The 21,949-nt window shown below is 64.2% G+C and carries 22 protein-coding genes; 10 read left to right on the forward strand and 12 right to left on the reverse strand.

Going from position 1 to position 21,949, the window contains the following annotated elements:
* The first annotated feature begins 211 nt into the window (after positions 1-211).
* The gene (locus tag C486_RS16980) at positions 212-445 is read left to right on the forward strand and encodes an HVO_2901 family zinc finger protein (protein WP_008458341.1); all 234 of its coding nucleotides are present in this window, start codon (positions 212-214) and stop codon (positions 443-445) included.
* A 96-nt stretch (positions 446-541) separates the two neighbouring features.
* Here C486_RS16980 and C486_RS16985 read toward each other — a convergent pair whose 3' ends face one another.
* Both C486_RS16985 and C486_RS16990 read right to left on the reverse strand, forming a co-directional pair.
* A complete protein-coding gene (locus C486_RS16985) occupies positions 542-1,273 on the reverse strand; it encodes a DICT sensory domain-containing protein (protein ID WP_008458342.1) in 732 nt (243 codons plus the stop codon).
* Between the two features lie 5 nt (positions 1,274-1,278).
* Positions 1,279-1,641, reverse strand: a complete 363-nt coding sequence (locus C486_RS16990; protein ID WP_008458344.1) for a DUF7344 domain-containing protein — start codon at positions 1,639-1,641, stop codon at positions 1,279-1,281.
* Between the two features lie 418 nt (positions 1,642-2,059).
* On the opposite strand from C486_RS16990, the gene C486_RS16995 reads away from it, so the two are divergent.
* Positions 2,060-2,548: a PH domain-containing protein gene (locus C486_RS16995; RefSeq protein ID WP_008458346.1), complete on the forward strand. Its 489-nt coding sequence runs from the start codon at positions 2,060-2,062 to the stop codon at positions 2,546-2,548.
* Positions 2,545-4,128: a PH domain-containing protein gene (locus tag C486_RS17000; protein WP_008458348.1), complete on the forward strand. Its 1,584-nt coding sequence runs from the start codon at positions 2,545-2,547 to the stop codon at positions 4,126-4,128. Before C486_RS16995 ends, C486_RS17000 begins: the two co-directional genes overlap by 4 nt.
* A gap of 76 nt (positions 4,129-4,204) precedes the next feature.
* Here the strand turns inward: C486_RS17000 and C486_RS17005 are convergent, their stop codons facing one another.
* On the reverse strand, positions 4,205-5,071 hold the full coding sequence (locus tag C486_RS17005) for an SDR family NAD(P)-dependent oxidoreductase (RefSeq protein ID WP_008458351.1): 867 nt from the start codon (positions 5,069-5,071) through the stop codon (positions 4,205-4,207).
* A gap of 1,315 nt (positions 5,072-6,386) precedes the next feature.
* On the opposite strand from C486_RS17005, the gene C486_RS17010 reads away from it, so the two are divergent.
* Entirely contained in the window at positions 6,387-6,782 is a 396-nt protein-coding gene (locus C486_RS17010) for a DUF5805 domain-containing protein (RefSeq protein ID WP_008458352.1), read from the forward strand.
* Complete coding sequence (locus C486_RS17015) at positions 6,772-7,818, forward strand: tyrosine-type recombinase/integrase (RefSeq protein ID WP_049910664.1); 1,047 nt, start codon at positions 6,772-6,774, stop codon at positions 7,816-7,818. The genes C486_RS17010 and C486_RS17015 overlap by 11 nt, the downstream gene beginning before the upstream one ends.
* 381 nt (positions 7,819-8,199) lie before the next feature.
* Here the strand turns inward: C486_RS17015 and C486_RS17020 are convergent, their stop codons facing one another.
* The 6 genes from C486_RS17020 to dph2 all read right to left on the reverse strand — a co-directional run bounded on the left by C486_RS17020 (position 8,200) and on the right by dph2 (position 15,356).
* Positions 8,200-9,210, reverse strand: coding sequence for an NAD(P)H-dependent flavin oxidoreductase (locus C486_RS17020; protein WP_049910656.1), 1,011 nt, complete (start codon positions 9,208-9,210; stop codon positions 8,200-8,202).
* A gap of 274 nt (positions 9,211-9,484) precedes the next feature.
* A complete protein-coding gene (locus C486_RS17025) occupies positions 9,485-10,411 on the reverse strand; it encodes a hypothetical protein (RefSeq protein ID WP_008458360.1) in 927 nt (308 codons plus the stop codon).
* A 79-nt stretch (positions 10,412-10,490) separates the two neighbouring features.
* Positions 10,491-12,524 (reverse strand): hypothetical protein, encoded by a 2,034-nt coding sequence (locus tag C486_RS17030; RefSeq protein WP_008458362.1) that lies wholly within the window; start codon positions 12,522-12,524, stop codon positions 10,491-10,493.
* 58 nt (positions 12,525-12,582) lie between these two features.
* Complete coding sequence (locus C486_RS17035; RefSeq protein WP_008458364.1) at positions 12,583-13,419, reverse strand: MBL fold metallo-hydrolase; 837 nt, start codon at positions 13,417-13,419, stop codon at positions 12,583-12,585.
* A gap of 220 nt (positions 13,420-13,639) precedes the next feature.
* Complete coding sequence (locus tag C486_RS17040; RefSeq protein ID WP_008458366.1) at positions 13,640-14,047, reverse strand: DUF7344 domain-containing protein; 408 nt, start codon at positions 14,045-14,047, stop codon at positions 13,640-13,642.
* 259 nt (positions 14,048-14,306) lie between these two features.
* A complete protein-coding gene (gene dph2 / locus C486_RS17045; protein WP_008458369.1) occupies positions 14,307-15,356 on the reverse strand; it encodes a diphthamide biosynthesis enzyme Dph2 in 1,050 nt (349 codons plus the stop codon).
* A gap of 231 nt (positions 15,357-15,587) precedes the next feature.
* Here dph2 and C486_RS17050 point away from each other — a divergent pair, with 231 nt between their 5' ends.
* The gene (locus C486_RS17050) at positions 15,588-16,514 is read left to right on the forward strand and encodes a DUF7139 domain-containing protein (protein ID WP_008458371.1); all 927 of its coding nucleotides are present in this window, start codon (positions 15,588-15,590) and stop codon (positions 16,512-16,514) included.
* A 97-nt stretch (positions 16,515-16,611) separates the two neighbouring features.
* A complete protein-coding gene (locus tag C486_RS17055) occupies positions 16,612-17,643 on the forward strand; it encodes a hypothetical protein (protein WP_008458373.1) in 1,032 nt (343 codons plus the stop codon).
* 60 nt (positions 17,644-17,703) lie between these two features.
* On the opposite strand, the gene C486_RS17060 is transcribed toward C486_RS17055, so the two are convergent.
* Positions 17,704-17,886: a zinc finger domain-containing protein gene (locus C486_RS17060; protein ID WP_049888330.1), complete on the reverse strand. Its 183-nt coding sequence runs from the start codon at positions 17,884-17,886 to the stop codon at positions 17,704-17,706.
* A gap of 167 nt (positions 17,887-18,053) precedes the next feature.
* Here C486_RS17060 and C486_RS17065 point away from each other — a divergent pair, with 167 nt between their 5' ends.
* Together C486_RS17065 and C486_RS17070 are read left to right on the forward strand one after the other, a co-directional pair.
* On the forward strand, positions 18,054-18,449 hold the full coding sequence (locus C486_RS17065; RefSeq protein ID WP_008458377.1) for a hypothetical protein: 396 nt from the start codon (positions 18,054-18,056) through the stop codon (positions 18,447-18,449).
* A gap of 1 nt (position 18,450) precedes the next feature.
* Positions 18,451-19,098, forward strand: a complete 648-nt coding sequence (locus C486_RS17070) for an METTL5 family protein (protein WP_008458379.1) — start codon at positions 18,451-18,453, stop codon at positions 19,096-19,098.
* On the opposite strand, the gene C486_RS17075 is transcribed toward C486_RS17070, so the two are convergent.
* Both C486_RS17075 and C486_RS17080 read right to left on the reverse strand, forming a co-directional pair.
* Entirely contained in the window at positions 19,095-19,634 is a 540-nt protein-coding gene (locus C486_RS17075) for a hypothetical protein (RefSeq protein ID WP_008458381.1), read from the reverse strand. The two genes, C486_RS17070 and C486_RS17075, sit on opposite strands and share 4 nt — an antisense overlap.
* Positions 19,635-19,696: 62 nt before the next feature.
* Positions 19,697-21,541 carry a rhomboid family intramembrane serine protease gene (locus tag C486_RS17080; RefSeq protein WP_008458384.1) on the reverse strand — a complete coding sequence of 615 codons (1,845 nt, stop codon included), beginning with the start codon at positions 21,539-21,541 and terminating at the stop codon, positions 19,697-19,699.
* A gap of 101 nt (positions 21,542-21,642) precedes the next feature.
* Between C486_RS17080 and C486_RS17085 the strand changes: the two genes are divergently transcribed.
* The gene (locus C486_RS17085; RefSeq protein WP_008458387.1) at positions 21,643-21,927 is read left to right on the forward strand and encodes a DNA-directed RNA polymerase subunit L; all 285 of its coding nucleotides are present in this window, start codon (positions 21,643-21,645) and stop codon (positions 21,925-21,927) included.
* Positions 21,928-21,949: the final 22 nt, after the last annotated feature.

Consider the following 21,949-nt stretch of genomic DNA (forward strand, 5'->3'; position numbering starts at 1 on the left):
TGACAGTCAAGTGGGTGGTGTTGTTCCGAGGCCGCCGTTCGGCTGATCCCCCAACATACGGAATACTCGAGGGCGAGTAAACTCTCCGTTCGGGCTGTCTTTTTTCCCGACCCGTCGTCGGCAAATCCGGACAGAGCCGCCGAATCAGCCCAAAATCGGGCGGAATAAAAGAACCCAAGCAGTTTTGGCGAATGCTCGCGTCAGACGAACTATGCACACCTGTCGTAACTGCAACCAGTCGTTCCAGACCGAGCTCGCCCTCGAATTACACCGGGATACGTGTACAAACGGACAACTCCTCTGTGAGGTATGCGGGGAGCGATTTCAGGAAGGCGCGGCGACCGAGGACGGCTGGCACTACGAGTGTCCGAACGACGACTGCGACGGGGATGGGCTCGAGCAGGACCTCTATCGCGTCGGAGCCGTTCGCACCGCGACTCAGTAAGCCGGGGCGTTCCGTTTCGTCCCCGCGTCCGGCCGACGATAGCAGGTCGACTATCGGGGCCGGCACGTCGAGACCGAAGCCGGATCAACGGGCGAGTCACCGGCCGTCGGACGCCGCCTCGAGATAGGCGACCAGATCGCCGACGAGTATCGGGTCGTACGTCCAGAAGCCGTAGTACCGCCCTGGTTCGCGTTCTTCGGCGACCAACGCACAGCGATGTCGGTCAGTCCTGCCGCCGTCGAACACCACGAACCAGAACGCGTCGAGTTCGCCACTGGCGTCCGTGACGACCGTTACGTCGTCGGTAAGCTCCCCTTCGTACTCCCCGTCGAGGAACACAACCACGACGAGCGAGTCGCGGTCACCGAACCGCTTGTACACGTCAGTCTGTGCACGGAGCGCTGCCGGCCGCTGGAAGCCGGCGTACAGCCGCCCCGTTCCGACACGCCACGCCCGTTCTTCGATCTCCCGTGACGTGGCCACCATCTGCCGGCGGTCGTACGACGAAAACAGCGTGTTCTCGAGGAAACTGAACAGGGCCGCGCTATCGAGGTCTCGCTCGGCGAGTTCCCACGGCGGGTGGAGGTCGGGCGAGAGGACCGCCTCGAACTGATCGAGTCCCAGCGCACCCCGGAACTCGCCGTCGCTATCCCGGACGATCACGAACCCCATCTCGTCGATCGCTCCCAGCGGTCGGTGAGTCACGTCGACGTTCCGCGTATCGAACTGCTGTCGGAACTCCGCGATGACTGACTCCTCGTCGGTGTGGATCTCGAGCGTCTTCCGTCGTCGGTCGACGTTCTCGAACGCGTCGCGAAGCGACTGCATGCTGATCAGTCGTCGACCCGCAACGCGGCAGTGACCGCGTCCGGGATCGATGTCTCGGTCACGGTGTTCGTCTCGGTGTCGAACGTAATGAACTCCAGGTCGGCGAGTCGCGGGAGGACCGCGTGGTAGAGTCGGAGCCGAATCCGGTCGCGGTCCGATGGCGTTGCGATCGTCTCGTCGGTACTCGCCGCCGCGGCCGCGAGTACGTCGGCGAGTTCGTCGACAGTCACTGTCGAGTGATCGGAGAGATAGACGAGCGCGTTGCGAGCGTGAAACGTCCCGAGAAGACGGATCACGTCGTCAATCGGGACGTCATCGGCCGCCGTCCGGAGGGCGAACAGATCGGGGGTGACGTGATCGTTTCCCATTGAACAGGACTATGGTAACTATGCACAAATACCTGTGGATCGCCGCTGAGACGGACGTTCACTCGACGATGGAGATCGTCGAATTTCGATCCCCCTCCCCACGTCTCCGCTGTGACTGACGGCCGTGTCCGCTCGCTTGCCGGGCGTGTCACCAGCGACGCCTCGGTGGCTGCCGTTGACCGACTGGGACGATTGCCACCGACGCCAGCCCGCCAGTTGCGGGCTCATCGATCGGATCAACACCAACGATTCACACACTGCTCGCACAGCTGTCGTACGACCGGGTTGCAGAACGTTCGGCGGCGACTCTCGCTGCGAGTGTCCGATCGAACCCCCTCTCGGGTCGCCTCCGTTTCACCCCCATGAGAGCGGCTGTCGCTTTCCCATCCTTTAATCCGGTCGTGCCCTCACGATACGTATGGAACGGCTCACTCCACGAGTGCGCGTCGTTTGGCTCCTCCTCGCGCTCGTTCGAGCCGCGATTTTCGGTGGCGTCATCGTCGGCGCGGCGTTCGGTCTCACCCGGCCGGCCGTCTGGGAGTCAGCGCCGGCCGCCCTCGTGCCAGCCGCCGCCGCCCTCGCCGTCGCGCTCGCGCTCCTTCGCATCCTCGTGGCCTGGCGGCGCTACGGCGTCTGGCGGTTCGAGCTTCGGGACGACGATCTTTACATCGAACGCGGCGTCTTTACGCGCGTCAAGACGGTCGTCCCCTACGTTCGGGTCCAGCACGTCGACTCTCGGCGGTCGCCGCTCGAGCGAACGACCGGGCTCGCGACGGTCGTAGTCTATACTGCCGGCTCCCGAAGTTCCGACGTGGCGATCCCGGGACTCACACCGACTCGAGCCGAGGACCTGCAGGAATCGCTTCGCCAACTCGCGATCGAGACGGCGGGTGAGGACGCCGTATGACGACGCTTCATCCGGCGTCGGTCGCCGTCCGATCGCTCTCGCGGAGCCTCAACACCGGCTTCCTGTTTTTCGTCGTCGGGATCGTCGCCTCGCCCGGCGGGAACGGGACGAATCTGCTGTCCGTGGTCGGACTCGTCGCGATCGGGATCGTCCTCGGGATCGTCTACGAGTTCGCCTACTATCGGCGGTTCCGGTACGAACTCACCGACGACACGTTCGACGTTACCTCCGGCGTACTCGCACGCAGAAATCGGGAACTTCCCCTGGGACGGGTCCAGAACGTCGACATCAGGCAGAACGTCCTCGGCCGCGTCCTCGGGATCGCCGCTGTCCACATCGAGACCGCGGGCGGCGGTCAGACCGAAGTCAGCCTGCAATACGTCGACGAAGCCGAAGCCCGCCGTCTCAGACGCCAACTCCGCGACGGTGCGAGCACCGACACAGCCGACGCGGACGAGACGGGGACCGCCGTCACCGAATCCGACGCGGCGTCGGCCGACGACGAGACGGTCCTGTTCGACATTCGACCCCACGAACTCGCGATCTTGAGCGTCTTCACGATCGATCCGGGGGCGAGTCTGCTGGGCGGTATCGCGCTCTCGTTCGCCAGCGGGTTCGACCCCGTGGCGCTGTTTCCGGCAAACCGTCTCGGCGGACTTCCCGGCCCGGAAACGGGCGTGATTGCGATCGCATGGGGTCTCCTGCTCTTCGTGCTCGCGGCCTGGCTCATCAGTGCCGTCCTCACGTTCACCCGCTACTACGGCTTCCGGCTCACCCGCGTCGGCGACGAACTCTACTACGAACGCGGCCTCCTCCAGCGGTACAGCGGGACGATCCCCCTCGAGAAGGTCCAGACGCTGACGATCACGGAATCGATCCCCTTCCGCTGGTTCGGCTACGCCGCGTTGAGCGTCGAGACGGCCGGTTACGCGCCCGGCCAATCCGAGTCCCGCGGATCGGAGTCCGCGATCCCGCTGGCCGACGCCGACCGGGTCGCCGAACTCGCGCGTGCGATCGAACCTTTCGGCCCGGTCGACCTCGAGTCGCCGCCGCGACGCGCTCGCGAACGGTACGCGGTCCGGTACCTACTCGTCGTCGCCGCCGCCGTCGGCGTCGCGTTTCTGCTGGCGCGATACACGGGCCTCATCCGCCAGTGGTACGTGCTCGCCGCCCTCGCGGTCCTCGCCCCGATCGCGGCGCATCTGAAATGGCGGAATCGGGGCGTCCGCCTCGACGACCGATACATCCTCGCCCGGACGGGGTTCTGGCGGCGAACGACGAAGGTCGTCCCCTACTACCGGGTGCAGGCCGTCCTCCACCAGGCGACGATCTTCCAGCGCCGACGGCGACTCGCCAGCGTCACCGCCGATACCGCCAGCTCCGCCTCGCTGCTCGGCCGAGCCGCGACCGCTCACGACGTCGATACGGACCGGGGACTCGAGCTACAGGCCGTCATCGAGGACCGGTTACAGGATCGCCTCCGGGCGCGCCAGCGCCAGCGGTCGGTCGGACGCTGGTTCCGCGACGGGATCGATCCGACGGACGAGGATTCGGCAACCGAGAGTGACGGTGAGGAGTGACCGCCCGGCGAACACTGCCTTGCTGCTCGAGCGGGTCGGCCACTGTCCTGTCGAGATCGGCGTTGGACATCGAGAATCAGTACGTCAGGCTCATCCCGCCGTCGTGAGTCATATCCCCGCCGTTGAGGTGCTTGCTGTGCTGTGAACAGCCCATCACGAACAGGTTCGCGACCTCGTAGGGTTCCATCATCTCCGTGACGCGGGTGTGTTCTAGCATGACGTTCTCGACGACTTCGTCGACGGTCATATCGCGGCGGTCGGCCGTCTCGGGGAGTTGTTTCGCGACGAGCGCCGTCTTGACGTAGGCAGTACTGACGGTGAACGCCCGGACGGCCCCGTCGCCTTCGGCGGCGATCGACTGCGTGAGTCCGCGTAATCCGAACTTCGTCGTGTTGTACGCGACCTTGTCCTGGGTGACGATGTGGCCGTGGACCGAACACATGTTCCCGACGACTCCCGCGCCGTCCTCGTTGTCGCGGAAATGAGGGAGACAGTGTTTGGTGAGGACCATCGGAGCCCGCTGCATGACGTCGTGCATCAGATCGTACTTCTCGAGCGGGAACGACTCGATCGGCGCGACCGTCTGAATTCCGGCGATGTTGGCCAGATATCGAATACTGCCGTGCTCGGCCGCTTCGTCGACGATCCGCTCGAGGTCCGAATCGATGGTCAGGTCGGCGACGACCGTCACGAGGTCGCCCGGCAGGGCCAACTCCTCGGACTGCGTTTGCGTTTCGGTGAGCCCGTCCTCGTCGCGGTCGGTTGCGACGACGGTCAGTTCGTTCGCGGCGAAGGCCAGCGCAGTTGCTCGGCCGATCCCCGAACCCGCACCCGTTACGATCGCGACGTTCTCGGCGGTGTAGTGTGGGTCCTCGAGTTCCAGCAGGTCGTCGCGAGCGAGTTCGGACGGGCCGTACTTCGCCAGGGCCTCGTCGACAGTCATGTCAGCCATATCGAGTCGGACGGCGACCAGCGTGGAATAACTACCGCCCGGAAGGGGTTTACGCTGCTACCGGTGAGTCCCTCATTCGAGTCTCGAGGGCGGAAAACGGGGGTGGTTATTCGATCGGCCCCAGTCTCGCTGACCCGCTTCCGACGAGTATCGATACGTACCGTGGGCTCTGTACTGGATATAGCGTCATATTGTTTATACAGGTTCGGACGGGTACGCCGCCTGAAGTTCGACTGACCGAAAGCACCGTCGGATATGCTCCCCGAAACTCACTCCGACTCAGTGCCGAGACGGATCGCCCAAACAGTGCCGATACCGAAGCCTGCCCCCCATCGCTGAAGCCACTCAGTGGCGTTCTGAGAGGGGGCAACCAGAGAAGGCTCAAAGGTGGCCCGATCCGGGAAACGTCGCCTTAGCGAAGTCTACGAGGAACCACGCACGACCTGGGGCCCCGGACGGGCGCGACCGCTGTGGCGGACCTCATCGAGACCGTCGCGGTCGAAGCCGGTCTTCCAACGATTCCTTCGGACGACTCGCCCACTCCCGTCGACGGTTGCAAGGAGATGCGAGTCCACATCGCTGGCCGCTCGAAATCGAACGGAACGAACGCTGGCGAGTCACGATACCACAGCACTCCGCGTCGCCGAGACAGGGTCCGGATGGTCGTTGCAGTCGGCCGGACCCGCCGGTTGCCGATCGACGGTTGCGATGGAGATCGTGGTCGCCGCAGAATCAGGACGCTCGAGGCGGGGAGCGGCGACTCGGTGAGCGAGCGGGTACTGCATTCCCATCGGATAGCAGTCGGATCGACTCCGAGGGCTAGGTCGGGATTGATAGCCTCCGGCCCGTGCCGACGGAACGTCGCTCCGTCCGATGGAGCGACAAGTCGATTCGAGTACTAGCGATCTACCCACCACCGCCGGGAATCGACGAGTCGACGCACGGTAGCCGATCCGACCGGGAATGGCTACGACAGGTGCGTGGAACCCGTGGTCTCTCAACACGTTCGACCTCCAGCACTCGAGGACGATATCGATCGAGAAGTGAACAGACCACACTCGCGGGCAGTAAAGTGGAGGCTGCGAATGCTGATCGGGTATCGTTTACCGGTCGTTCGGCCACAGAATGTATCTCGAACTTTGGACCCAATACGCGCTGGCTTGTATCTCGACTGTATGACCATAGTTTGAGCAAATCCCAAACTATAGCACCAGAAACCACGCAATATGGGAACCACAAATGGAGATAAGCTCATTTAGCTCGAATAATAGGCAGATTGAATATCGTCGCGTCTGATTGATGGCGTATGGGCGATTCGACGGACACTGAGAAGACTGCTGTCAAAACATACGTGCCGACCTATCAAAAGGCGGAGTGGCAATCCCATGCTGACCGCCTCGACATGAGCCAGAGCGAATTCGTTCGGACGATGGTCCAGGCCGGCCGTCGGGGGTTCGAATCCGGCTCAGCGGAACCCGATTCCTCGTCCCCAGACCCTAGGGGTAACGCCCTCGAGACGCAGGTCCTCGAACTACTGTCCGCTGACACGTATTCCTGGGACGAACTCCTCGAGGCGGTCGCCGACGACATCGAGTCGCGATTGGACGAGACGCTCGAGGAGTTGCAGTCGGCAAACCGGGTTCGGTACAGTGGACGCCACGGCGGGTACACGACCGTCGACGGTGATGGCGATGGCGACTGAATCCGGGGCCGACGCCCCGACAGACGTGGCGGATCCGATCGAGTACTTCCTCGACGATCAGCGATACCACGGCAAAAGCGAGCGGACTCTCGAGGCCTACGAACGTGTGCTCCGGCGGTTCGAGGCGTTCGTCCGGGAACGCTTTGACATTGAAGCGGTCGGTGCGGCCCAGCGTCGCGAGTGTATGGCCTGGATTCACTCGCTGCGCGGCGAGTTCGAATCCAGCACGATCGCGACCTACGCCTCGTATCTCAACCGGTTTTACGATTACATGACCCGCGTCGGCGTCTTCGACGGCAACCCGATGGGGGTGGTCATGGAAGAGATGTCCGAATCGATCGATACGAACCCGACGAGACGGGACCTCTCGGTCGGCGAAATGCGATCGTTCGTCGGCTCGATCGCCCATCCCCTCGAGCGGGCCGTCGTCGTCACCCTCTTGAAGACCGGGATGCGTGTCGGCGAGCTCTGTAACCTCGATCTGCGGGACCTCCACCTCGAGACGCCCGCACTCGATCTCGAGTGGACGCCCCGCGTCGGACTCGAGCGGCGGCCCTCGTCGCTGTTCGTCTCGGCCGAGCCCGCCCGTGGAACGACCGTCAACGGGGAGGAACGGACGGCCTCGAACAAGCGAAAGCGGGAGACGGTCGTTCCTGTCGACGACGAACTCCGACGCGTACTGCTCGAGTGGCTGGCAATCCGTCCGGATGCGGTCTCGGGAGCGCGGCCGCTCTTTCTCGATACGCGTGACTCGTGGGGCCAGCGGCTCACGCCGTCGGACGTGCGCTATGTCGTCGAGAAGCACGCTCGAGAGCACGGGTGGTACCGGACTGGCGGCGGCACCCAGGAGAACGTGACGCCCCACTACTTCCGACACTTCTTTACCACCCATCTCCGGGATCGAACCGGGGATCGGGGGATCGTCCAGTACCTCCGCGGTGACGTCGCCGGCGACGTGATCGACACCTACACCCACAACTGGGGGGATCGAGTCCGTGAAACCTACCTCGAGTGTATCTACGGGGTGACTCGGTAGCGAGAACCGACCGTAGGCGATGTCCACGTCTGCGGTGGGTCGGTGCCGCTGTTTCGGTCAGTGCCGCGGAATTCGTTCGGAGCGATCTCGTATTTACTACGTTACGACTCAATCATTCCGTCCCGAATACGACTCGTAAATCACATACTGCGATATCAATATACTGCCGGCAGATGCGACACAGTTTCGGAGGAGAGGCCAGTTTTGGATCGAATCTCCGCCGGTTCTGGATCTATCTCCCAATGAAGCACTCGATTCCTGCCCATCCTGAACGAGATAACTGACTGAGACAGGCGGAGGCCGGTGAGAATTTGGCTAAGGGGCAAAGGTCACTGAATCAGCAGCCAACTGGTTTGGCGTATCTGAACGTGCTGTCGGCCTCTATGCTCGATGCAGTGCCCCAATCGTTGTCCGGGTTTCCTCAACGAGTTCCGTGACGGCTGTCTCCGCCGACTGGATCTCGTCGACGCCGCCGGCACTTTGGCCTGCGTATAGCGCCATCGCTTCCAGATCGCCTTCCATGCCACCAACAGGAATGTCGTCCCCGTACCGCTCGACTGGCTGTCCGTTCGGATACCGGCCGACCTCCTCGCCTTCCCCCGGCCGCTCTCCAGGCACGGGACATCCCTGCGTTTCCCACGCTTCGACCGTACTGTTCCGGAGCACTCGGTGGGGAGTCCCCTGCCAGCCGCCATCGAACAGTTCGCCGTAGAACGTCTCGGCCTCGTCGGCGTCGATCACCCGGTCGCGGTAGGCCCGAGCGACGTTGGCCTCCTCGGTGGCGACGAAGCGGGTCCCGAGCCACGCACCGTCTGCCCCCAGAGCAAGCACTGCGGCGACGCCCCGGCCGTCGGAGATACCACCGGCTGCGACGACCGGAACGTCGACCGCATCGGCCACTCGCGGGACGAGTGGCATCGTTGCGACTTCGCTCTGGACGTGACCGCCAGCCTCCCAGCCCTGCGCAACCACGACGTCGACGCCTGCATCTTCGGCAGCGCGAGCCTCCGCAGCGGTACCGACGCTGGCTAAGAGTGTCGCGTCCGCCGCGTGGACCTGCTCGACGTGTGGTGCTGGGTCGCCGAATGACAGCGAGATGATCGGTGCCCCAGCGTCCAAACACGCCTCGAGGTGCTCGTCGGTCGGGTGGCGAATCGTCGCCTCGTCGAGGACGAGATTGACCGCGAACGGCCTATCGGTCAACTCGCGAGTCCGTTCGATGACCTGACGCGTGTTTTCGACCGAGCGCCAGGTGACCGCAAGCATTCCCAAGCCGCCGGCATTCGAGACTGTTGCGGCCAGTTCTGGACAGGACGCGCTTCCGATAGGTGCCTGTACGATTGGATGTTCAATGCCGAGCGTCTCACATAGCGGCGTTGGAAGTACAGCCATTAGACGGTACCATGCAGGCAGATAGCAAAAATCTCAGGTATCACCACGTTCCTACGGCAGATAACCGATCCAATCTCTAGATCATGAACGGAAGGCACGCATCAAAAACCATCCTCCGAGGTTGTGGATGCGAAAACGGGATGGGACCGTCGATGCGTCTCCCCACTTCTCGCGTCGCTCCTCGATGTCTTCGGAGGGACGCCGCGTCACGGAAAATCGTGGAGGATCTCGAGTCGCCGACCTCGTCAGGGCTCGAGACGAACGACCGGTACTGCTACTGGCTGACGGCGAGTTCCGTCTCGAGGTCGCCGCCGTTCAATAGCGACCGGACGAGCACGACCGTCTCGGTCGTCTCCGCCGCGTTTTCGAGCAACACCGTCTCGCTGGGGAACAACTGGTCGCCCAGCAAGAGCCCGTATTCGCGTGCGGTCGAGCCGGTCACCGTCAAATACACGCCCAGCCCCGCGTCGGCGATGGCCGCTTCTTCTTCGCGGCCCTCCTCGGGGTAGCGGAAGTCGATGCCGGCGAGCGCTCGCGTGCCGAGAACCGCCTGTACGAGCCGTTCGTATCTCGGTTCGATACAGAGCGATCCCTCGTAGTGCTCGAGGAAGTCGCGGTCGAGCGATCCCGCGGCCGGCGCGACCTCGGGCGTAGCCAACAGCGTGTGATAGACGGTATCGCCGAGGCCGGTGACGACCTGTACGTCGGTGTCGGCGGGATCGATCCGAGCGTTGATGTCGGCGATCCGGTCGAGCGGCTCCGGTCTGAGTTCGACGACTTCCTCGAGGACGAGGTCGGCGCTGTCGAATCCCAGCGCGAACTCGTGGGTACGCAGGGAGCGAAACGGCTCTTCGCGCCCCACGAGCTGAATCGCCGCGTCGTCGGGGACCCCTTCGACGCTAGCCAGCGGAACCGTCACACTGTCGAAGACGATTCGGCGCGGTTTGCCGGCCCGGTCGTCCCGCACCAGCGTGTACTCGGGCTCGGTCGGATCGTCGACGGCGCTGTAGTCGGCGAGACGATGGTAGACGTCCTCCTCGTCGGGGTCTATGCTGCCCTTCGTGAGCGCCTTTTCGTGGCGAAGCGTCGACGTAATGTCGTCCGCGAGTCCGGGGACCCCAAGACGGTCAGCGAGTCGGTCGAGCACTGACTCGAGGGGTCTTCCTTTGCGCGGAACAGCGATCGGTATCGTCTCGCCCATCGACCGATGGTCTACTGCCGACGGATAAACGAGTTGTGTTTCCGGAATAGCCGCATTTCGGTCCGGAACCGTTGCCGATTCAGTCCGAGAACATCGAGCCGAGCTGGTCGCGCCACTCCTGGATGTCCGTCACGTCCGCCTTCACGTCCTCGAGTTCGGCCTCAACCGACTCGACGTCGGCTTCCACGTCTTCGAGGTCTTCCGCGACGGCTTCGAGCCCGTCCTCGACGTCCGCGACATCGGCCTCCACGGACTCGACGGACCCCTCGACCGAGTCGACGTCCGATTCGACGGTTTCCAGGCCGTCCTCGACGGTATCGACGGTTTCTTCGACCGTTTCGAGCTCGCTGGCTACCGTCTCGACCTCGTCGTCGACCCCATCGAGATCGGCCGCGAGGTCGTCGACGGTCGCTTCGAGATCGTCCACGTCGTCGTCAACCGCGTTCAGATCGGCCTCGAGGTCGGCGTTCCATTCGTTGAGATCGGCGACATCGTCGTCGAGGCCGTCGACCCGTGATTCCGTTCCGCCGAGTCGCTCGTCTACCGACGCGAGGTCGGCTTCCAGCGCCTCGAGATCGGTCTGGAGGTCCTCGATGAGGTGTGCGCCCGTGCCGTTCTCCTCGAGGAACGTTTCGAGCGCGTCGGTGTAGGCGGCGACTTCCTCGACGCGGGACTGGAGGTGCTCGACTTTCGCGATGTCGGGTCCGGACGGCTCGAGGTCGAGTGCCGCCCGAACGGTCTCGAGATCGTCGTCGTCGACCGTCCCGTCGCGAATCTCGGCCGCGAGGCGGGTCGCGATCGAGCCGTCCATGGCGTCGGCTTTGGCCGCCACATCGTCGGACGCGGCCGTCGGTGCCGGTTCGGTCACCGTCTCAGCGGAGTCGCTCGAGGCGGTCTCGTCCGTCGCGGGAGCGTCGTCTGCGACAGCCCGGTCGCCGTCGTCGACCGATCCCTCGTCAGCAACCGGTTCGTCGTCGCTTTCGTCCGTGTCGATAGCCGGCTCGGGTTCCGCGTCATCCACGTCGGGAGTCGATTCGGCTTCCGTCTCATCCGTGTCCGACTCGGGTTCCGAATCGTCGGCCTCGACTTCAGTTTCGAGATCGGCGTCGAGTGCCGACTCGGCGGCGTCCTCGCTTGCATCGTCCGACTCGTCGGGTTCCTCGGTGGACTCAACGGGGTCCGATTCGGGCTCCGACGCGATGTCGTCTTCGTCGGCGGTAGCAGCCGCCTCCTCGAGTCCGAGGTCGATTTCGGGCTCGGCGTTCTCGTCTGCTGCAGCGTCGTCGCCGTCGGCTACGTCGGCATCGCCGGGTCCGGTATCGTCCGTCCCCGCCTCGTCCGTATCGGTGCCGAGATCGAGTTCGACCGCGGGCTCGTCGTTCGTCTCCCCCGCCGTGACATCGAGCCCAGTATCGTCGTCGGACTCGGGTATTTCGTCTTCCTCGAATCCGAGGTCGATGTCGGGCGTGTCCGTTTCTTCGTCGTCACCCGCATCGGGGGCGGTCGGCTCAGGGTCGGTATCGACATCACCGAAGTCGAGATCGAGCCCGTCGGACCCGTCGTCGTCCTCGCTGGTCTCGGTCTCCGTCTCGGCGGTCGCAGCGTCGGCATCGTCGTCCTCGAGCCCCGGCACGGCGTCGGAGTCGCCGGCGATCATGTCCTTGACGGCCTGATTTCGGTCCTCGGAGACGATATTACCGATGACCTCGTCATCGACTTCGTCGGCCTCGACCGCGTCGTCGCCGCCGGTCCCGCGTTCGACGATCGTCGGTTCGGTAAGAAACGCCGCGGCCTGACTTTCGTCGTCGATCTGGATTCCGTAGACCGTCTCGAGTCGCGCACCCGGCTCGATCGTGGCGGTGAACTCGACGTGGTGGTCCTGATAGGCCGTCCAGTCGTCGCTGTGAAAATCGGGGTGAAATCCGACCTTGTCCATCGGGAACGACTCGGGAACGTCCTCCGAGAGCTGAAACGTCACGGCATCATCACGGTTCGACTCGATTTCGAACCGAATCGCGGGGACGGGAAACTCGTCCGCCGTGAACGTCTTTCGGACGGCTATCCCGTCAGTACTGACCTCGATCACGTCATCCGTGTCGGCGGTGCTACTCATATGGGCCCAACGTTACGATACCACTACTATAAATTGTGCGGACGGATTCAGGCTCGATCTACGACAGGTCGACGCGATCACCGATCTCGACGATCTCGAGTCGTCGGGGGTGATCGAAGCTCGCCGCGTGGTGGTGCAGCGCCGCCGGATCGGCGGTGAGCCCTTTCCACATGTCCCAGTGGCTCGGCAGGAGTCGCTCGCACTCGAGGGCGGCGGCGCACTCGACGATCTGGTTCTCGTCGTTGTACCAGCGCGTCCGCTTCGGCTCGCGGGTCTGCTTGTCCGGGATCCGCCCGACGCTGCCGAACGCGAGCGCCGCGAGATCGATCGCGTACTCGTCGCCGATCCGCTCGAACTCGTCCGTGGGTTTCGTGTCCCCACCGTGGAAGAACGTCCCCGCCTCGTGTTCGAACACGTAGCTTACGGGGTGGGTCGCATCGGGATCGTTCGCCTGCTCGACGTGGACGGTGAACTCGCCGATCTCGAGGGTGTCACCCTCGGCGACTTCGGTTAGCTGGTCGCCGGCCACGTCCCACTCGTCGGTCCACGCCTCTTCGTCGCGGGCGACCGCGACGCTGTCGTCGGGCGCGTAGAAGGTCGCTCCCGTGTTCGCGAGGATCGGCGCTTGGCTCGGCCCGTGAACGTGGTCGGTGTGTTCGTGGGTCGCAAACACCGCGTCGGCTGCTTCGACGTCGTCCGGATCGAACGGTACCGGAATCATGCGAATCGTCCGCGGCGGATCGCCCAGACCGAGGTACGGATCGATGTAGATCGTCGTTCCCTCGCGGCCCTTGACGACGAAACCGTTACAGCCGAGATACCAGATCGCGACGCCGTCCGGAGCCGCGTTCTCCACGTCGCGAACGAGCCAGTCGCCCCAATCGCTTCGGATCATACGGGAGGATGCGGTGACCGATTGGGTAAGTGTTGTCGTCTCCGCCAGCGAGGTACCGATCCGATCTAGCGAGGACGGCCCGGCACGCTCGGAGTGCGGGATATGCAGGTGGTGACAGTAGCCGGGATCGCGCTCGTGTCGGCCTCGTGCACCGCGATATCGCGGGCAAGCGTTGGATCCTGTCGGGTATCCCTGATCCGTCTACCGCGAGCCCCGTCCGTCAGCGACCGTCGGCCGGAGCCTCGGAAATGGTATCGGTTCCGTCAGCATCGGTCCCCTCGCTATCGGAACACAGGGTTTCGACTCCGAGTCCGTCGATCATCCGGCGATCGACGAGCCGCAGCAGACCGTCGTCGGTCTCCTCGAGCAGCCCCGCGTCCGTCAGGCGGGGCAGGAGCCTGTGATGGAGCGCGACGAGCGCTCGATGGTGGTCGTCGTCGGTCACCGTAGCGAGTTCTTTCTCCGCGGTGACTGCCGCGAGCCGGAGCGCAAGGTCGTCTTTCCCGATTCCCTGGGGCGTTCGGTCACGGACGAGACGGAGGACGGTTCGGCGGCGGCCGTCGGCGAGGGCGTCGAAGAGTTCGTCGCGGGTGGCCGCCGCGGACCCGCTCCGTGCTGTGTTACTCATCGACTATCTGTCGGGGACTACCATACAAAAGATCTCCCCCAAACTGCTTTGGATGCAGTGTTCGGTTACTCATTGGTGGGAGAAAATCAACTAGATTCGCTAGTTCTGTAGAGAACGTCCGATTTCGATTCCGTCTATTTGGCGAGCACGCAATCAGTCGCTACCGTCGTTCGCTGATGATAGTCGCTGTGTCCCGACCGCATCGATACGAGTCGATCGGATCGGCAAACGAGCGCGGCGCGAACCTGATTGCTCGTCGCTACCAGGTGCCGTGGAACGTATCGAACGAGAGGCTATCGAGCGGTTCGTCACCGACGGCGATCCGGTACTCGCCGGGGGTGAGCATCGGCTTATGGAACTGCGGGCCGTCGTCGGTCGTGATCCGCGGACAGCCGGTGTTGACGAACGCGTCCATATCGAAGTTTCGCAGGCGATCCGGCGTCACCTCGTCCATCGTGATGAGATAGGCGTTCTCGTTGTCGTCGAGGATCTCCTGGGCCATCTCCCAGCGGCCCTGGCCGATCTTGGTACAGAAGATGACGCCCCACTTCTCGGCATCCATCGCGCGGTGGATGGCTCCGTAGCGTTGTTTCATGAACTTGTCCGTGTCCGCGACGGTGACGACGTTGTTGACCGGGTCGGCGATGACGACGTGTTTGTCGGGGTGTTCCATCGCCAGCCCGAGAGGATGGAACTTCCCGCCGCCGACGTACAGCACCTGATCAGCGGGTACGTCCGCGCTCGCGTAGTTACAGCCGAGCACCTGCCCCTCGTGGGTGAGCCGATCGTCGCCGCGACGGCTGTGGACCTCGTACCCCCGCTCCTCTAAGAACGCCGTCATCTCGTCGTAGCGGTTCATGTGCTGGGCCGTGGTAACGAGGCCGACGCCCTCCGTCTCCTCGGGGGGCTCGAGCGTCTCGAGGGACTCCTCCATGATCGGCGTGACCTCGACGTTCGAGAACAGCGGGACGTAAATCACCTTGTCCGTGTCTTTCATCGGCGAGTGGCCGAAGTGAACGAACACGTCGGTGCGTTTCATCAGATAGGTGTCGAGATCGCAGGCACCGTAACACGGCTGGCCCGAGAGCATGAACGTCACGTCGTCGTCGGCCAGCTCGCGGAGGTCGTCCGCGACGGCCGGGCCGCGCCGCTTCAGTCCTTCGGGGAACTGGAGCCCGACCTTCGTCGCGTCCCGTTCCTCGATCGCGTCGACGATCTCTTCGAGTTCGTAGTCCCACTCCCGATCGTGCTTGAGACGCATTCCCGTGTTCCGGAGGTCCCCCTCGGTGTACTCCGACTCCTGACTCATTGGCCGCCCTAACGCCCACGGACGTATATACTGCACGCTGTGCCGAAACACGCGTGTTCGCCGTGCTCGCCGTCGGGACCTGCGTGCCGGGACTGGGACGGCCGCCGATCGCTGCCGTCCGGCAATCGGAAGCTGTCGCCGCCGTCCGGCGGTCGAGGCGACGTGTGCGGCCGCTCGAGCGTTCGTTTTTCGTCCCAACAGTCATAGTACTGGAGCATAAACGGAGCGTTAATGGCAGCGGAACAGGCCGCAGACGGCTATCTCTTCGACCTCTATCGTCGATACATCGGTGAACCGGAGGACCGGACCGACGTCTACGTCGGTTTCGGTCTGTTTCTCGGCGGGATCGGGCTGGCAATCGTCGCCCTCGTACTCTTCGTCTGGGCCAACACGTTCGAAGCGCGGTCCGGGAGCTACTTCGCGTGGGTCGGGCCCGCGTACGCGCTCGCGATGATGGCCCTTCCCGTGACCATGCTCGGAATCGTCGTACTCCTGCCCTCGGAGCGCCGCATGCTGTATACCTCGGTCGCCGGCGTCGTCATCACTGCCGGCGCAGTCGTCGGCTTCCTGGTCGTCTATCCCGACCACTGGAACGGCTACGGTGCCGATTACACCGTTTCCGTCGTCGCGGTCTACGCCCTCGGACTCGCCGGGATCACCGCCTCGACTGGCGCGGCGCTGATCGCACACTACCTCGACATGGCACAGCAAGCCGAAGTCGTCGCAACCGACACCGACGAGGACGACGCCGAGCCCGAACTCACCGACGCGGAGGTCCAACGGGACATCGACGACGCGATGGACGGCGTCGAACTCTCGTGGGGAGGCGTTGAACAGACCGAGCACAAACGGCTCTCCTTCTCGAGCGACGACCTCGACGACGTCAGTATCGACTCGGACGCCGGGACGACGACGACCCGCTCGTCGGGCGTCGATGCACAGGTCGCTGGCCTCAAGGGACTGAAAGGGGGCGAGACGAAAGAGACCACCTCGAGTTCGACGGTCGACGACCAAACGGCGAAACTGCGGGAACTGCGGGAACAACAGCGCGCGGAGGAGTTGGCCACGGCCGACGACGACGGTGGTGCCGTCGAAACCGTGGCAAAGCCCTTTTCAGGGCTCATCGAGAGACTGCGGGCTCTCGTAAAACGGAATTAATGTCGTCTGGCTGGAGGAAATATGAAATTGTATCGTAATCTATGAAAGCGGAATTAATCCACATAGATTTATAATCCGTCGGTGGCCTTGCCCACGTATGGCCAAAGGCCTGGACGTCGGTACGATGAACATCCTGTCAGCACAGCAGGATGGGAACGATACGGTTTTCGTGCAACAGCGTAACTCATTCGTCGAGATCGAGTACTCAGATATGGCCGAGCAGATGCTCTCGCGAAGCGAAGTGCTCCACATTCGCAAGGACGACAAGGTCTACGTCGTCGGCGACGACGCGCTCAATTTTGCGAACATCTTCAACAAGGAGACCCGCCGCCCGATGAAACACGGGATCCTCTCGAACGACGAGCAGAGCGCGATCCCGATGATGAAACTCATTATCGAGCAGGTCGTCGGCGAACCCGCCTATCCCGACGAGAAACTCTACTTCTCGTCCCCCGCCGACCCGATCGACTCCGATCTCTCGACGCTGTACCACCAGAAAACGATCGAGTCGTTCCTCGACGACATGGGATACGACTCCGAACCGATCAACGAGGGCATGTCCGTCATCTACAGCGAACTCGCGGACAACAACTTCACCGGCCTGGGAATCAGCTTCGGTGCCGGGATGACGAACGTCTGTCTCTCCTACTACGCGGTGCCCGTCATGAAGTTCTCCGTCGCCCGCGGCGGGGACTGGGTCGACGAGCAGGCCGCCCGCGCGACCGGAACGCCCGTCGACAAGGTCACCTCGATCAAGGAGGACGACTTCGAACTCGACTTCACGACCGATGTCGGGGGCGTCGAAGGGGCGCTTTCGATCTACTACGAGAACCTCCTCGACTACGTCATCGAAAACATCGTCAAAGAGGTCGACGAGGAGGACGTCGAGGAAGGACTGGACGTTCCCGTCGTCGTCACCGGCGGTACCTCGAGCCCGAGCGGCTTCGAGGCGCTGTTCCGTGACCACCTGGCGGACGCGAACATTCCGTTCTCGATCAGCGGCGTAAGCCACGCGAACGAACCGCTGTACAGCGTCGCCCGCGGTGGTCTCGTCGCCGCACGCTCCGACGAGGACGTCGACCACCAACAGGACGACGAGGACGCGGAAGCGGCAGCCGCAAACGAATAAGGCTCACAACCGCGGGCCGCGATTCTTTCGGGACGCCACGGAGAGCGACGGGTCTCGAGGTCACTCGACGACCGACTCCTCGTAGAAGCGGTTGAACGCGTCCCGCCAGGATTCGGGCTCGTCGCCCTCCGGCTGGTGTTCGACCGGGACATCGGCGAACCCACAGTGGGGACACGCGACCGTCGACATCTCTCCGAGGGAGAGCTCTTCGACGGATCCCCCACACCGTGGACACTGCTCCATACGTGTAATTTTCCCGGAGCGTCCTTAACTCTATGCGAACCTGTCGCGGCGCGGAAGCGTTCCCGTCGGGCCGACTCGTCGGCTCCGCGGACGGCAGCAGGTCGTCCGGCGTATTACTACTGCGAATTCAATAACCTTTTTGTATGCAGCCTATGTATGGTGCGGCAATGAGTACGACGTCGTCCCACGGCTCCACGATCGATCGCTGTCACCCCGCAGATGCCACGCCGGTTACCATCGAGGCCGCAGCGCTCGAGTCGACGGCACCGGAGTACCTCCGCGATCTCAAGGAGCGACTGACCGATGAGGGACTGGTCCCCGCCGAACTGACCGTCGACGCGTGTTTCGACGAGGACTGCTCGCTCGCGACGCAGGCGGAAGTGGATCGCATCCGCGGCTACGTCCGTGCCGGGTCCTTCCTCGGCGTCGGCACGGTGACCGTCACCGTCGATGGCGTCGCGGACCCCGAGAAGGTCCGCCCCGCGCTGGCGGCCTGTGCGGAACGAGCCGACCGCGACGGGATCGCGTTCGCTCTCGAGGGACCCATCGCCGTCGACGCGTGAGATGACCGGACCCTCGCGACGGACGCTCGCTCGCCGTCTCGAGTCGATCGTGGACTTTGCTGACCCCGCGGCCGACCTCGAGCAGTATCTGACGCCGGCGGAGCTTGCGGCCCACATCTGTCATCTGGCCGGGTTGCACGACGACCTCGAACGGCGCGTCGTCGATCTCGGAACGGGAACCGGGATGCTCGCGATCGCGGCGTCGCTGGCCGGTGCCCGCCGGGTGGCGGGGATCGACGTGGACTCGGGAGCCCTCGACCTGGCTCGACGAAACGAGCGGACGGTTCTGGACGGACACGGAGCGGGCAGCGATCGCACTCTCGAGTGGCTCCGCGGGGACGTCACTCGGCATCCGTTCTCGGTGACCGACGCGACCGTGGTCTCGAACCCCCCGTTCGGTGCCCAACGCGGGAACCGACACGCGGATCGGGACTTTCTCGAGACGGCCGAAGAGATCGCGAACGTCTCCTATACGATCCACAACGAGGGGAGTCAGTCGTTCGTCGAATCCTACGCCGCGGACGCCGGTGGCGAGGTGACACACGCGTTCCGCGCCGCGTTCCCGATCGCGAAGCGGTTCGCGTTTCACACCGAAGCCGAGGCAACGCTCGAGGCCGAAGTCTTCCGGATCGAGTGGGAGACGGCTTAGGTTCGTTCGGGGCGAATCCCGGGGCCGGAATTACCGCGGTCGCTGTCGGCGACGCGCCGAGCGCTGACACCCACGAGATAGCTGCCCACTGCGAGCGGAAGGCCGATGACGATCGCAGCGCCCGCCCCATCGGCGAACGCTTCCGGTAGCGAGACGACCACCGTCATGTGTCCGACCGTGTATTCGATTCCGTACCGAGCGAGTCCGACGCCGAACGGGACGCTGGCGACCAGCGCGACCGTCGGGACGAACCCGCCGGTGATGGCGGCGCTTACAGCGCCGATGCCGACGACCAGACAGGTCGCGGCCACGACCTCGACGTGGAATTCGGCACCGGTCCACGTTTCGACGACGAGGTCGGCGACGCGGCTGCTCCCGATCGTCATCCCGACACCTGCTGCGACTGCGAGGGCGAGTATGGCCGCGAGGACGCCGACGGCCAGGGATGCGACGGGACGGCGACCGATGAGCCAAGGTGAGACGACCGAGGCGAGCGACCGGCCCCGTTTGCGGAGCTGACTGGCATCAAATGGCATGCATCTAACTACTCCGTCCATTACTAAAAAGTAACTGTTACACGCCCACGATGGGACCGCGATTATCCGACCGCGCCGTACGTCTCTTCGCTCGCGATCGCGACTCGCGTTCCGTCGGCGGCCGCGTAGATCGACTCGTCTTCGCGGTCGAAGGTGAGTCCGCCCGCCGTCGTCGTCTCGTTTGCAGCCGGCACCGTCGTCGTCGCGACCCCATCGGTCTCGGTCGGTGTTACCTCGAGGACGAACTCCCCATCGTCGGAACTGATCGTCACGTTCCGGCCGGCGATCTGTGCCTCCGCCCGGGACTCGTTTGACTCGTGTGCGAGCCGTCGGTCCTCGCCGTCTGCCCACAGCCAGACCTGATAGACGGTCTCGTTGCCGACGGGTTCCCACCCGGTTCGCTCGACGTGGACCGCTTCGCGCCAGCCGGGACCGCCGACGTACACCGTCTCCTCGCCGGTGAAGGAGAGCCGCTGGGCGCTGACCGCCTCGAGCCAGATCTCGCGTCGCTCACTCGCGACGATCACCCCGCTCGAGTCGAGACCCGCGTCGCTCTCGATGGCTTCGACGCCGATTCCGGTCACGAGCCCGTTCGGAACGCCCTCGACGTACTCGACGGTGTAATCCTCGATCTCGACGGCCGCGTTCGATGCCGCCGTCGCGTCCTCGACGACCAGGAAATTGGCGGGGATGGCGATGCCGGCGACGACCGCGAGGACGCCGATGACCGCGAGGAACGCGGTCCGTCTGCGGGTGAGGCCAAGCAGCGAACTCGAGTCACGGGCCCGCGATCGGGTTCCCGCGATGATCTCGCGAATCCGGTCGACATGAGCCGCGACGACGCCGTCGCCGTCGGTGTCGCCCGCCAACTCGAGTGGCCGATCGATCGCCGACGGAGTCCCGCCGTCGGACCGGGAGGACTGTCGCTGCGCTCGCGCGAGCAGGCGTTCGAGTCGCTCGGGGATGACCGGGTTCTCCGACGCGGTCATCGAGAGGGTGACCACGAGCGCGAGTATCGAGACGACGGCGACGCCTGGACCCTGAAAGAGGACGTACGAATCGTCGCCGCCGAACCAGTAGATCGCCCACAGTCGCTTCGAGAACCCGAAGAGGAGGACGGCAAGCCAGAGTCGCAGCGGGTTCGGGCGGGTCCCCCGACGCTCGAGGAGCGCGATCCCGAGGACGAAACCGAGAAAGAGACCGAGCGCATGGCCCTGGATGGCGATCCCGGCCCACGACGGCGGCGATGGGGGACTTGGCTGGGCGGTGTATACCCTGATCGGGTCCTGCAGCGCGTAATAGAGGCGCAACACGACGTTCTGGACGCCGAGCATCCCGACGATCGTCGCGATCGGATAGTGGACGATGGCGAAGCCGGCGAACGCGAAGACGACGCCGGAGAAGCCGATCACGGGACCGAGCGCGAACAGGCTCGTCACCAGACCGACGGCGACGACCGCCAGCGGAAACACCGCGACGGCACGGACTCGCGGATCGGTTCGCCACGAGCCAGCCCGTTCCGAGTCGCGCCCGTCCGGATAGTGACCCCAGGCGTATTCGGCCAGCGGTGCGACGACCACCGTTCCGGCGAGGTTCCCGACGAGGTGGCCGGGGCCGGCGTGGGAAAACGCCGCCGTGACCATCCCGAGCGGATAGAAGTACGACCAGGTCCGGTAGGGGATCGTCACCGGCTCGTCGACGTTCGTGAGCCCGTCCTGTACGAAGAGATAGACACAGACCACGAACGCGATGACCACGAGCGATCCCCACGGGACGCCGTAAACGAATCGCGACTGGAGCACGTCACGCCAGCGCCGAGCCGGCCGGTGGACCCGCCGTACGACGGCGATCGACCCCACCAGCGCCGCGGCGACGAGGACCGTCAGCAGGGCCGCAAGCGAGCGCATGTCCCGTGGTTCGAACGGGGGCGTATAGTGATTTGCCTTCAGCGACCCGCGCGAGCGGCGGCTTCGAAAGGTACAAACAACCGACGACCGGAGTGGATGACATGGAACTGCGGGTCACCGAGAGCACCGAGAACGAACTCTCGATCGAAATCGCCGGCGAGGACCACACCTTCATGAACGTACTCAAAGGCGCACTGCTCGAGCACGACGACGTGAGTGCAGCGACCTACGACGTCAACCCCGAACAGTCGGGCGGCCAGACCGAGCCCATCCTGACCATCAAGACCGAGAACGATGCCGACCCCCTCGAGTGTCTCGAGGACGGGGCCGTGACGGTTCGCGAGAAAGCGAACTCGTTCAAGAACGCGTTCGAAGCGGCCGCCTGAAACGCAGCCATCGGCGGCGAAC

Origin of the sequence: Natrinema gari JCM 14663 (assembly GCF_000337175.1) — an archaeon.
GTDB lineage: Archaea > Halobacteriota > Halobacteria > Halobacteriales > Natrialbaceae > Natrinema > Natrinema gari.